Raw genomic sequence first — 12,146 nt, 5'->3', positions numbered from 1 at the left:
GCCTAGGCTCTACTTCCATGGGATCGGTCAACAGGGTGTACATCGCGCGCCTGTCGCGCATGCTGGTGCTGGGCCCGCTCGGTGAATCCGTCGGCCGGGTGCGCGATGTCGTCATCAGCATCAGCATCGTGCGCCAGCAACCGCGCGTGCTGGGGTTGGTCGTCGACCTGGCCACGCGGCGCAGCATCTTCATCCCGATCTTGCGGGTCGCCTCCATCGAGCCCAACGCCGTGACGCTGAGTACCGGCAACGTCTCCTTGCGCCATTTCGTGCAGCGGCCCGGCGAGGTGCTGGCGATCGGCCAGGTGCTCGACACCGTCGTCAAGGTCAACGATCCCGAGTTGCCGGAACTGGCCGGGCTGGACGTGGTGGTCACCGACCTGGGAATCGAGCAGACCCGAACGCGGGACTGGATGATCAGCCGGGTCGCCGTGCGCAGCCAGCGCCGGCTGGGGCGGCGCGGCCCCGTGCACGTCGTCGACTGGCACAACGTGCAGGGCTTGACCCCGTCGGCCCTGGCGCTGCCGGGCCAAGGCGTGGCTCAGCTGCTGGATCAGTTCGAGGGCCGCAAACCCGTCGACGTTGCCGACGCCATCCGCGGGCTACCGGCCAAGCGCCGCTACGAGGTGCTCAAGGCGCTCAACGACGACCGGCTGGCCGACATCCTGCAGGAGCTGCCCGAGTTGGATCAGGCCGACGTGCTGTCGCAGCTGGGCACCGAGCGTTCCGCCGACGTGCTCGAGGAGATGGATCCCGACGACGCGGCCGACCTTCTGGGCGTGCTGAATCCGACCGACGCCGAGATGCTGCTGACGCGGATGGATCCCGGGGATTCCGCCACGGTGCGACGGCTGCTCACCCACTCGCCCGACACCGCGGGCGGGCTGATGACCTCGGACCCGGTGGTGCTGACGCCGGACACCTCGGTCGCCGAGGCGCTGGCCCGCGTCCGCGACCCCGACCTGTCCGCCGCGCTGTCGTCCATGGTGTTTGTGGTGCGTCCGCCCACGGCCACCCCCACCGGCCGCTACCTGGGGTGTGTGGCGCTGCAGCGCCTGCTGCGCGAGCCGCCGGCCGAGCTGGTCGGCGGGATCGTCGACAGCGACCTGCTGACGCTGACGCCCGAGACACCGCTGGTCTCGGTGACCCGCTACCTCGCCGCCTACAACCTGGTGTGCGGGCCCGTCGTCGACGACCAGAACCATCTGGTGGGGGCGGTCACCGTCGACGACCTGCTCGATCACCTGCTGCCGCACGACTGGCGGGTGGACATGCAAGACCTCGACACCGCAGGCCGCCTCGAAGGACTGGGAGGATCCGCGTGAGCAAGTCCACCGCTCCGCGAGGCCTCTACACCCCGCGGACATCGCGCAGGTACTCGCCGCGGCTGGATCCCGAAACCGTCGGACAGTTCACCGAGTCGATCGCCCGCTTCTTCGGCACCGGCCGGTACCTCCTGCTGCAGACGATCGTGGTCTTCGTGTGGATCGCGCTGAACCTGTTCGCCGTGGGACTGCGCTGGGATCCCTACCCGTTCATCCTGCTGAACCTGGCCTTCTCGACCCAGGCCGCCTACGCGGCGCCGCTGATCCTGCTGGCCCAGAACCGTCAGGAGAACCGGGATCGGGTGGCGCTCGAAGACGACCGCCGTCGGGCGGCGCAGACCAAGGCCGACACCGAGTACCTGGCCCGCGAACTGGCCGCGGTGCGGCTGGCCGTGGGCGAGGTGGTGACCCGTGAATACCTGCGCCACGAGCTCGATGACCTGCGCGAACTCCTGGCAAACCTGCAGCCGGGCACCGCGGATGCCGAGCCGGTTCAGGGCGGCGACGGCCTCGATCGAACGGCTAAGAAATCCAGGTGAGAACCGTTTGCACCATTGCGCCACTCGTGTCACAAGAGTTATGTATGGTGATCTGGTTCACCGAGCTAACAGAAAGTGGACCCAGCTCACATAACTAGGACGGTCGAGTGCGCATTGGGGGAAGCCGGGGTGAAAGCCCCGCCGCCGCGACTGTGCGGCAGCGAGCACTTCGGAACACGCGCAAGCCGATTTTCGGCGTGGCAATGATTACTCCACTGGTTTTCGCGGGGGCGGTCAGCGCAACGGCCCCCTCGCTTCCGATGCGAATGCCCCCGGTCCACGCCGCCGTCACCCCGGTGGCCGCCGTGTCCCCGACTTTCCCCGACCTCACCGGGCCCGCCGTCGTCGCGATCGACCGCGGTCCCACGCTCTTTCACGTCGCCGAGCCCGCGTTGTCGGCTCCGCCGCCCGCGATGATCGTGAATGCGCCTGGCGCCCTTGGCATTCCAAGTATCGCGCTGGCCGCCTACCGCAGCGCGGAACAGAAGATGGCCGTCGCCGTCCCCGGCTGCGGCGTCAGCTGGAACCTGTTGGCGGGGATCGGGCGCATCGAATCGGGGCACGCGGGCGGCGGCGCGGTGGACGCGCGCGGCACCGCGATCACCCCGATTTACGGCCCGTCCCTGGACGGCACGCTGCCCGGCAACGAAACCATCATCCAAAGCAGCGCCGGAAACCGGGTCACCTACGCCCGCGCGATGGGACCGATGCAGTTCCTGCCGGGGACCTGGGCCCGCTACGCCTCCGACGGCAAGGGCGACGGCGTGGCGGATCCGCAGAACATCTTCGACGCAACGCTGGCGGCCGCCCGGTATCTGTGCAGCGGCGGACTCAACCTGCGCGATCAGTCGCAGGTCTTGACCGCGATCCTGCGCTACAACAACTCGATGCCCTACGCGCAGAACGTGTTGGGCTGGGCGGCGGCCTACGCCACGGGCGTCGTGCCGGTCGACCTGCCGCCGATGACGGGTCCACCGCCGCCGCTGGGCGACGCGCACCTCGAGCACCCCGAAGGGCTCGGGCCCAACCTGCCGATGAACATCAACGGCCTGCCGCTCGACGACCCGCTCGCTCGCGTCCCGCTGATCGATTTGAGCAGCCCGGCGCTCGGCAGTCCCCAGCCGATGTTCCCGTGGATGACGCCCACGCCCCAGCAGGCCCCGGCTCAGATCCCCGGCTGCACGGTGATCTGCATCAGCTCCCAGAGCACGCCGGCCGCCGGTCCCCCGCCGCCCTTCGGGGCGCCGCCCCCGCCGTTCGCGCCGCCGCCCCCGGCCGCACCCCCGCGGCCGGTCGCGCCACCACCGTTCGGGGCGCCGCCCCCGGATGCGGGTCCCCCGCCGGCGCCCCCGGCCGCCGCACCCTCGCAAGCCGCACCGGCGCCCAAGCCCGCCGGCCCGTCGGGCGCGGCGCCCGGCGCTGCCAAGCCCAAGCAACCTGGAGTCGGTCCGGCCACCTGACCGGACGCAGCGGGTCGCCCCCAAACGGCGTCGTCGCAGGCGCATACACTCGGCGGTGATGTCCCGCCATGACCCTTCCGATTCAGCAGCCGACCTGAACGCGGCTATCCGCACCGCCCTGGGCAAGGTGATCGACCCCGAACTGCGGCGTCCGATCACCGAACTCGGGATGGTCAAAAGCATCGACACCGAGCCCGACGGCGCGGTGCACGTCGCGATCTACCTGACCACGGCCAGCTGCCCGAAGAAGACCGAGATCAGCGACCGCGTCAGCCAGGCGGTCTCCGACGTCCCGGGGACCGGCGCGGTCAAAGTCACCCTGGACGTGATGAACGACGAGCAGCGCACCGAGTTGCGCAAGCAGTTGCGCGGTGATGCCCGCGAGCCCGTTATCCCGTTCGCGCAACCGAATTCGCTCACCCGGGTGTATGCGGTCGCGTCCGGCAAGGGCGGCGTCGGCAAGTCGACGGTCACGGTCAACCTGGCGGCGGCGATGGCGGCCCGCGGCCTGTCGGTCGGTGTGCTGGACGCCGACATCCACGGCCATTCGATCCCCCGCATGATGGGCACCACCGACCGGCCCACCCAGGTCGAGTCGATGATCCTGCCGCCCATCGCGCACGACGTGCGGGTGATCTCGATTGCCCAGTTCACCGAGGGCAACACCCCGGTGGTGTGGCGCGGGCCGATGCTGCACCGGGCGCTGCAGCAGTTCCTGGCCGACGTCTATTGGGGCGATCTGGACGTGCTGCTGCTCGACCTGCCGCCGGGCACTGGTGACATCGCCATCTCGGTGGCGCAGCTGATCCCCAACGCCGAGATCCTGGTGGTGACGACGCCGCAGCTGGCCGCGGCCGAGGTCGCCGAGCGGGCCGGCAGCATCGCGCTGCAGACCCGTCAGCGCGTCGTCGGGGTCGTGGAGAACATGTCCGGCCTCACCCTGCCCGACGGCTCGACGCTGCAGGTGTTCGGCGAGGGGGGCGGCCGGCAGGTGGCCGAGCGGCTGACCCGCGCGGTGGGCGCCGACGTGCCGCTGTTGGGGCAGATCCCGCTGGATCCCGAGCTGGTGGCCGCCGGCGATTCCGGCACGCCGCTGGTGTTGAGCGCTCCCGATTCGCCGGTCGGCAAGGCGCTGCGCGGGGTGGCCGACAGCTTGTCGTCACGCAAGCGCGGGCTTGCCGGCGTATCGCTGGGGCTCGACCCGACCCGGCGCTGAGGACCGCGACGACCGCCAGGCTTTGAGCCGCGTTTTCAGGTCGCGTCGGTGTCGAATGGCGTGTGAGCGCCGGACTGCTGTTCGGCCGCCAGCGCCTGGCCGTTCGCGGCGGGCGGGGCCGGATGGGGGGTCTGCGGCGGGGCGCCGTTGGCCGGTTTGTCGAACGCTCCGGTCAGAAACGAGTCGTCGCCGTCCAGTAGGTGCTTGGTCAGCGCCGCACGCGGTGTCAGGCCCCGCAGCTTCTGCAGTTCGCTCAGCGGAACGCGCAGGTCGTCGAACTCGGGTCCGAGGTCCTCGCGCAGCTGGCTGGTCACCCCGCTGAGGTAGTCGCGCGCCTGACGCAGCGCGTTGGACGTCCACCGGATGGCACCCGGCAGCCGCTCGGGCCCGAGGACCACCAGCCCGACCACGACGAGGACGAGCATGTGCTCCCAGCTCAGGCTGCCGAACATCAGCTGTCGGGGTCTGGTTTGACGGTCAGCGTGACATGCCGGCCGTCGCGGACGACCTCGATCGGCGAGTCCTGACCGATGGTCAGCTGCCGCACGGCGACGACGAACTCGTCGGCGTCGGCGACCTTGCGGTTACCGACCTTGACGACGACGTCGTTCTCCAGCACCCCGCCCTTTTGCGCGGGGCTGCCAGCCTTGACGTTGGCCACCTGTGCGCCGGAGGCGATCGCGTTGCTCACCGACCGGGTGCTGACCCCCAGCGTCGGGTGCACGATCTTGCCGTCCTTGATCAGCGTCTGGGCGACCTGCTTGGCCTCGTTGATCGGAATGGCGAAGCCCAGCCCACTTGCGCTGTCGGACAACGACTTACCGGCGGTGTCGATTCCGATCACCTGGGAATCCATGTCGATGAGCGGACCGCCGGAGTTCCCGTGGTTGATCGACGCGTCGGTCTGCAGCGCGTCGATCACCGTGTCGGTGTCCGAGCCCTCGCCCGAGAGGGGCACCGGCCGGTGCAGCGCGCTGATGATGCCGTGCGTGACGGTGCTGCGCAGCCCGAGCGGCGCGCCCGCGGCCAGCACCTCGTCGCCCACCCGCACCTTGTCGGAATCACCGAGGCGCGCCACCGACAGGTTGTCGACGTTGTCGACCTTCAGTACGGCCAGGTCGGTCTTGGGGTCGCGGCCGACCAGGTTCGCCGGGACCTCTTTGCCGTCGTTGAACACCACGGTGGTCTTGAACTGGCTGGGGTTGTTGGCCGCCTCGGAGATGACGTGGTTGTTGGTGACGATGTAGCCGCGGCCGTCGATGACGACGCCGGAGCCCTGCATGCCTTCCTGGTCGCTCTTGGACTCGATGGTCACCACGGCGCCCGCGGTCGCCGCTGCCACCTTGGCGAACCGGCCGGCCGGGCCCTCGCCGTTGCCGCTGGTGGACAGCGTCACCTTCGAGGTGGTGAACGCCTCGGCGACCTCGGCCGTCTTACGACCGATCACACCGCCGAGCAGGCCGATCACCAGCGCGATCAGCAGCAGGATCAGCAACGCGAGGTAGGACACCTTGCCGCCGAACAACACGTCGCGCACGCCCAGTTTGCCGCCGTAGCCCAGCGCGGTGCCGGATCGGGAGGGCGGCACGGCCGGCGTGCCCAGCGCCGCCGCGGCACCCGGGTCGCGCCAGGGATCGTCGACCTCGTCGGGCCCGACACCGTTCTTCTCTGTGGCCAGTGCGTTGGCGTCCACCGGGTGGCGCTGCAGCGAGTCGGGACTGCCGTCCGGCCGGTGGAACGCCTCCTGCAGGACGGGGTCGGCCGGTCGGTTGCTCGGCCGGAATTCGGCCTGGTCGCGGTACTTCTGCGGGCGGACCCGTTCGGCCAGGAACGACCCGCGCAGCCCCTCGGGACGACCGAACTCCCGGCGCGACGCGGGGTCGACCGGCGGGCGCGAGATGGGGCGCGGCGCTAAGCGGTTGCCGCTGTCTTTTGCTTGGTCGTAGCCTTGGTCGGAGGTCACGTTGTCCCTTTTGGATCCTCTGCTTGAGCGCTCGAGACGGGCCTTTGCCGGGCGAAACACGCGGCACCGGCGTTGTCCGTGTCCACCCTAGTATCCATGGCGCGCCGTTGGTCGGCATGAACGCGCGCGCGGGACGCCTCGAGCGCGCGGGCGCTGATCCGCTACCGGCGCCTACGCCGCTCGCGGCCGTCACGGTCCGCGAACCGGTCGGAGGCCACGGAGGAGTCCTCGGGCGCTTCGTAGGGAATGTCGGCCAGCATGCCGAGCAGGGTGCTGGGGATGCGGATGGGCCGCGAATCGCGCAACGCCGCGCGCGCCCGGCTCTGGTCGTCGACCTCGGCCGCGCACTGGGCGCACAGCGACAAGTGATGCGCGGCGCGCAGGTGCGCGTTCATCCGCAGCTCGCCGTCGACGAACGCCGCGATCGCCTCGACGGACAGGTGCTCGGTGGAGCCGAACTGGCGCGGTGCGCCGACGGGCGCGTCACTCTGGGAGGCGAACTGAGCGGGGAGCCAGGAGAACGCGCGGCGGAACACATGTCCACGATCGGGCATCACCAACTCCTCGCCATTCATTTCTTATTGCCGCCTTATGTCGAATGTAGCGCGACAGGTCGCGCGATACCGAGGGTAAGACCGCAAAGCCGCTGAATAGCTGCCCGAACGTTAGGCGGGCGGTCGGGTGGTTACGCGGGCGCGCACGGCGTCGTGATCGGGGTGCGCGGCGAGGTAGTCCCGCAGCGCCTGGCGGCCGCGGTGGATGCGGCTGCGCACGGTGCCCAGTTTGACGCCCAGCGTGGCGCCGATCTCCTCGTAGGACAGGCCTTCGATGTCACACAGCACGACGGCGGCGCGGAATTCCGGCGGCAGCGAATCGAGCGCGGCCTGCAGGTCGGGGCCCAGCCGCGAGTCGTGGTAGATCTGCTCGGGGTTGGGTTCGTCGGCGGGCACCCGCTCGTAATCCTCGGGCAGCGCCTCCATCCGGATCCGCGAGCGCCGCCGCACCATGTCGAGGAAGAGGTTGGTGGTGATGCGGTGCAGCCAGCCCTCGAACGTGCCCGGCTGGTAGTTCTGCACCGACCGGAAGACCCGGATGAAGGTCTCCTGGGTGAGGTCCTCGGCGTCGTGCTGATTGCCCGAAAGCCGGTAAGCCAGCCGGTACACCCGGTCGGCGTGCTGGCGCACCAGCTCGTCCCACGACGGCATGGCCGCCTTGTCTCCGGTCGCGTCGAATACCGCGGTGCCGTGCGGCGCATCGGACGGCTCCACCCACTCGTCCGCGGGGACACCCTGCGCGTGCGACATGCTGGACGGGCCGAGAAGCGTGGTGATGATCGAATCCTCCGAATCGGGTGTGACGAGCAGTGACACTTCGTCACTGGCGGCAACAGGTAGTTCCCAGTCGGTATTCCCGGTCCAACGCCCTCCGCGATCCATAGGGCTACCGTCGCGTACCGGAGTATGTGCGGTATATGAACAGTCTGAGCTGAACCTGAGAAACCGGATCGTTACCTGCGCTGTGCAGGAGATATCCAGCGCGCAGTGACCTTAAACGCGTCGGGCCCGTTGGGCGTGTCACCACAATGGGAATCAGGCGCGCCTGCCGGACTGCGCGGCGAAGTGGAATACGCTGCGGGCATGGACGGCACCGACGCAGAAGCCCCCGGCCAGACAGCGCCCAGCCGGGCCGAGTCGCTCGTCGCACACGCCGAAAGCTCGATATCGGAAGACGCGCTGTTGGCGGCCGCGCGCGAGCGGGCCGTGGACATCGGCGCCGGCGCGGTGACGCCGGCGGTCGGCGCGTTGCTGAGCCTGCTGACCAAGCTGAGCGGTGGCAAGGCCATCGCCGAGGTGGGCACCGGCGCGGGCGTCAGCGGCCTGTGGTTGTTGTCCGGCATGAGCGAGGACGGCGTCCTGACGACGATCGACCTCGAGCCCGAATACCTGCGGCTGGCCAAGCAGGCGTTCACCGAGGCCGGCATCGGTCCGTCGCGCACCCGGCTGATAGGTGGCCGCGCCCAGGAGGTCCTCACCCGGCTCGCCGACGCGTCGTATGACCTGGTGTTCATCGACGCCGACCCGATCGACCAACCGGACTACGTCGTCGAGGGCGTGCGGTTGCTGCGCCCGGGCGGCGTGATCGTGGTGCACCGCGCCGCGCTGGGCGGGCGGGCAGGCGATCCGGCCGCCCGCGACGCCGAGGTGGCCGCGGTGCGCGAGGCGGCCCGCCTGATCGCCGAGGACGAACGGCTCACCCCGGCGCTGGTGCCGCTCGGCGACGGCATCCTTGCGGCCGTTCGCGACTGATCGGTACCGGCCGCCACCTTCGAGCAGGGCTTTTCGGGGCGGTCGGATCTTTATGAATTCTTGACGCGCGCCGTCCTTGACGACGGACTGAACGAGTGTTTAGTCTACTGAACATGCGTTCAGCCGACCTGACGGCCGCCGCCCGCATCAGAGACGCGGCCATCGAGCAGTTCGGCGAGCACGGGTTCGGCGTGGGCCTACGCTCCATCGCCGAGGCGGCCGGTGTTAGTGCCGCGCTGGTCATCCACCACTTCGGGTCCAAGGAGGGCCTGCGCAAGGCGTGCGAGGACCACATCGCCGAGACGATCCGCGGCACCAAGTCGGAGGCGTTGCGATCCAACGATCCCGCCACCTGGTTCGCCCAGATGGCCGAGATCGAGGAGTACGCCCCGTTGATGGCGTATCTGATGCGCAGCATGCAGACCGGCGGCGAGTTGGCAAACATGTTGTGGCGCCGCATGATTGACAACGCCGAGGAATACATGGAAGAGGGCGTGCGCGCCGGGACGATCAAACCCAGCCGAGACCCCAAGGCGCGGGCCAGGTACCTGGCCATCACCGGCGGCGGTGGCTTCCTGCTTTACATCCAAATGCATGAAACGCCAACGGATCTGCGTGCGGTGCTGCGTGATTACTCGCGCGACATGATATTGCCCGCGCTCGAGGTCTACACCGAAGGACTGCTGACCGACCGGACCATGTACGACGCATTCCTGGCCGCCGAAGATCAAGGAGGATCTGATGCCAACTGAGAACGCCGACGGATTCGCCCCCATCGAGATCCGTGGTCTCACGAAGAATTTCGGTGCGGTGCGGGCGCTGGACGGCCTGGACCTCACGGTGCGGGAGGGAGAAGTCCACGGGTTCCTCGGGCCCAACGGCGCCGGGAAGTCGACGACGATCCGCATCCTGTTGGGTCTGGTGAAAGCCGACGGCGGCAGTGTGCGGCTGCTCGGCGGCGACCCCTGGACCCAGGCCGTCGCCTTGCATCGCCACATCGCTTACGTGCCAGGCGACGTGACGCTGTGGCCGTCACTGACCGGCGGCGAGACCATCGACCTGCTGGCCCGCATGCGCGGCGGCATCGACAAGAACCGCCGCGCCGAGCTGATCGAGCGCTTCGACCTGGACCCGCACAAGAAGGCGCGCACCTATTCCAAGGGCAACCGCCAGAAGGTCTCGCTGATCTCGGCCTTCTCGTCGCACGCCAGGCTGCTGCTCCTCGACGAGCCGAGCAGCGGGCTGGACCCGTTGATGGAGAACGTGTTTCAGCAGTGCGTGGCGCAGGCCCGCGACCGGGGCGCGACGGTGTTGCTGTCCAGCCACATCCTGGCCGAGACGGAAGCGCTGTGCGAACGCGTGACGATCATCCGGGCCGGCAAGACCATCGAAAGCGGGTCGCTGAGCTCGATGCGGCACCTGAGCCGCACCTCGATCAAGGCCGAAATGACCGGCGATCCCGGTGATCTCAGGCGGATCAAAGGCGTGGAGGACGTCAGCGTCGACGGCAATACGCTGCGCGCCCAGGTCGACAGCGAAAGCCTCGGTGAGCTCATCCGCGTGCTCGGTGACGCCGGGGTGCGCAGTCTTGTCAGCCAGCCGCCGACCCTCGAGGAGCTTTTCCTGCGCCATTACGACACCTCGGGCGGCGACGGCCGGCACGGACGCGATGCGGCAAAGGTCTCGCTGTCATGAGCACCACCACCCTGGACCGGCCGTTCGCGTCGGCATCGCCTGCGCCCCTTGGCGGTTCGCCCTTCACCGGAACGCTGTCGATGCTGCGCCTGTACCTGCGCCGCGACCGGGTTTCGATGCCGCTATGGGTACTGCTGCTGTCGGTGCCCCTGGCCACCGTGTACGTCGGCAGCATCGAGAAGGTCTACCCCGCCGCCTCCGCTCGCGCCGGGTTCGTGGCCTCGATCATGGCAAGCCCGGCCCAACGCGCCCTGTACGGCAGGGTATACAACGACAGCCTTGGCGCCGTCGGCGTCTGGAAGGCCGGAATGTTTCACGTCCTGATCGCGGTGGCGGTCATCCTCACGGTGATCCGGCACACCCGCGCCGACGAGGAGAACGGGCGGACCGAGCTGGTGGACTCCACCGCGATCGGCCGCTACGCCGCCCTGAGCGCCGCGCTGCTGCTGTCGTTCGGCGCGTCGGTTGCCACCGGGGCCATCGGTGCGGCCGGGCTGCTGAGCACCGACGTCCCGGCCGCCGGGTCGCTGGCCTTCGGGGCGGCGCTGGCCTGCTCTGGCCTCGTGTTCACCGCCGTCGCCGCGGTGGCCGCGCAGTTGTCGCCGAGCGCCCGGTTCTCCCGCGGCACCGCGTTCGCCGTCCTGGGTGCGGCGTTCACCCTGCGCGCCGTCGGCGACGCCGGCGACGGCACGCTGTCGTGGCTGTCGCCGCTGGGATGGTCGTTGCAGGTCAAGCCCTATGCGGGCGATCGGTGGTGGGTGCTGGTGCTGCACCTGGTGACGACGGCTGCGCTGACCCTGGTGGCGTATCGGCTGCTGGCCGGCCGTGACGTCGGCGCCGGGCTCATCGCGGAACGACCGGGTCCCGCCGAGGCCGCACCGGCGCTGGGCAACTCGCTCGGGCTCACGTGGCGGCTGGACCGCGCCGCGCTGGTGCTGTGGTCCGCGGGCCTGTGCCTGTATGGCCTGCTGATCGGCAGCGTGGCGCACGGCATCGGCGACGAGCTGGGTGACAGCGGGGTGGCGCGCGACGTCGTGGCGCGGATGGGCGGCACCAGCGCGATCGAGGAGGCGTTCATCGCCGTCGCGTTCACCATGACGGGCATGGTGGCCGCCGCGTTCGCCGTTTCGCTGACCCTGCGGTTGCACCAGGAAGAGTCGAGTCAGCGAGCCGAAACGGTGCTCGCCGGCGCGGTGTCGCGAACCCGTTGGCTGGCAAGCCATTTGGTGACGGCGCTCGGCGGCTCGGCGGTGGCGATGCTGGCCAGCGGACTCACCGCGGGTGTCGTCTACGGCGTCGCGTCCGGCGATGTCGCCGCCAAGCTGCCGATGGTCGTGGCGAGCGCGGCCGTCCAATTGCCGGCGGTGTGGCTGTTGTCGGCGGTGACGGTCTGCGTGTTCGGCGTCGCGCCGCGCCTGACGCCGGTGGCCTGGGCGGTGCTGGTCGGCTTCGTCGCCCTGTACCTGATCGGGTCGTTGGCCGGGTTCTCGCAATGGTTGCTCGACGCCGAACCGTTCGCGCACATCCCGCGGATCGGCTCAGATTTCACCGTCGTACCACTGTTATGGCTACTGGCCATCGACGTAGGGTTGATGATTCTGGGTGCCATGGCTTTTCGGCGCCGCGATCTACGCAGCTAGGA

The 12,146-nt window shown here is 69.5% G+C and carries 12 protein-coding genes; 8 read left to right on the top strand and 4 right to left on the bottom strand.

Annotated features, from left to right (window positions below; genetic code table 11):
* Window positions 1–17 precede the first annotated feature (17 nt).
* The 4 genes from AC5Y5B_RS05950 to AC5Y5B_RS05935 all read left to right on the top strand — a co-directional run bounded on the left by AC5Y5B_RS05950 (window position 18) and on the right by AC5Y5B_RS05935 (window position 4,540).
* On the top strand, window positions 18–1,325 hold the full coding sequence (locus AC5Y5B_RS05950) for a magnesium transporter MgtE N-terminal domain-containing protein (RefSeq protein ID WP_112634999.1): 1,308 nt from the start codon (window positions 18–20) through the stop codon (window positions 1,323–1,325).
* Window positions 1,322–1,864, top strand: a complete 543-nt coding sequence (locus AC5Y5B_RS05945; RefSeq protein ID WP_500004325.1) for a DUF1003 domain-containing protein — start codon at window positions 1,322–1,324, stop codon at window positions 1,862–1,864. Before AC5Y5B_RS05950 ends, AC5Y5B_RS05945 begins: the two co-directional genes overlap by 4 nt.
* A gap of 107 nt (window positions 1,865–1,971) precedes the next feature.
* Window positions 1,972–3,324, top strand: a complete 1,353-nt coding sequence (locus AC5Y5B_RS05940) for a lytic transglycosylase domain-containing protein (protein ID WP_289176282.1) — start codon at window positions 1,972–1,974, stop codon at window positions 3,322–3,324.
* Window positions 3,325–3,382: 58 nt separating this feature from the next.
* The gene (locus AC5Y5B_RS05935) at window positions 3,383–4,540 is read left to right on the top strand and encodes an Mrp/NBP35 family ATP-binding protein (RefSeq protein ID WP_112633074.1); all 1,158 of its coding nucleotides are present in this window, start codon (window positions 3,383–3,385) and stop codon (window positions 4,538–4,540) included.
* A 35-nt stretch (window positions 4,541–4,575) separates the two neighbouring features.
* Here the strand turns inward: AC5Y5B_RS05935 and tatB are convergent, their stop codons facing one another.
* The 4 genes from tatB to sigE form a co-directional block, all read right to left on the bottom strand.
* Entirely contained in the window at window positions 4,576–4,992 is a 417-nt protein-coding gene (tatB, locus tag AC5Y5B_RS05930) for a Sec-independent protein translocase protein TatB (protein WP_112633073.1), read from the bottom strand.
* Window positions 4,992–6,503, bottom strand: a complete 1,512-nt coding sequence (gene htrA, locus AC5Y5B_RS05925) for a serine protease HtrA (protein ID WP_112633072.1) — start codon at window positions 6,501–6,503, stop codon at window positions 4,992–4,994. Before htrA ends, tatB begins: the two co-directional genes overlap by 1 nt.
* A gap of 161 nt (window positions 6,504–6,664) precedes the next feature.
* A complete protein-coding gene (gene rseA / locus AC5Y5B_RS05920; RefSeq protein ID WP_205869097.1) occupies window positions 6,665–7,057 on the bottom strand; it encodes an anti-sigma E factor RseA in 393 nt (130 codons plus the stop codon).
* Between the two features lie 111 nt (window positions 7,058–7,168).
* The gene (sigE, locus tag AC5Y5B_RS05915) at window positions 7,169–7,939 is read right to left on the bottom strand and encodes an RNA polymerase sigma factor SigE (RefSeq protein WP_112633070.1); all 771 of its coding nucleotides are present in this window, start codon (window positions 7,937–7,939) and stop codon (window positions 7,169–7,171) included.
* A gap of 201 nt (window positions 7,940–8,140) precedes the next feature.
* Between sigE and AC5Y5B_RS05910 the strand changes: the two genes are divergently transcribed.
* The 4 genes from AC5Y5B_RS05910 to AC5Y5B_RS05895 all read left to right on the top strand — a co-directional run bounded on the left by AC5Y5B_RS05910 (window position 8,141) and on the right by AC5Y5B_RS05895 (window position 12,144).
* Window positions 8,141–8,809: an O-methyltransferase gene (locus tag AC5Y5B_RS05910; RefSeq protein ID WP_112633069.1), complete on the top strand. Its 669-nt coding sequence runs from the start codon at window positions 8,141–8,143 to the stop codon at window positions 8,807–8,809.
* Between the two features lie 113 nt (window positions 8,810–8,922).
* The gene (locus AC5Y5B_RS05905; RefSeq protein WP_112633068.1) at window positions 8,923–9,561 is read left to right on the top strand and encodes a TetR/AcrR family transcriptional regulator; all 639 of its coding nucleotides are present in this window, start codon (window positions 8,923–8,925) and stop codon (window positions 9,559–9,561) included.
* Window positions 9,551–10,504: an ABC transporter ATP-binding protein gene (locus AC5Y5B_RS05900; RefSeq protein ID WP_112633067.1), complete on the top strand. Its 954-nt coding sequence runs from the start codon at window positions 9,551–9,553 to the stop codon at window positions 10,502–10,504. Before AC5Y5B_RS05905 ends, AC5Y5B_RS05900 begins: the two co-directional genes overlap by 11 nt.
* Window positions 10,501–12,144 carry an ABC transporter permease gene (locus tag AC5Y5B_RS05895; RefSeq protein WP_205869096.1) on the top strand — a complete coding sequence of 548 codons (1,644 nt, stop codon included), beginning with the start codon at window positions 10,501–10,503 and terminating at the stop codon, window positions 12,142–12,144. The genes AC5Y5B_RS05900 and AC5Y5B_RS05895 overlap by 4 nt, the downstream gene beginning before the upstream one ends.
* The last annotated feature ends 2 nt before the right edge of the window (window positions 12,145–12,146 follow it).

This window comes from Mycobacterium sp. NGS33, assembly GCF_059812885.1.
Note: the sequence above shows the minus strand (reverse complement) of the source record. Positions and strands in the feature narration are given on the sequence as shown.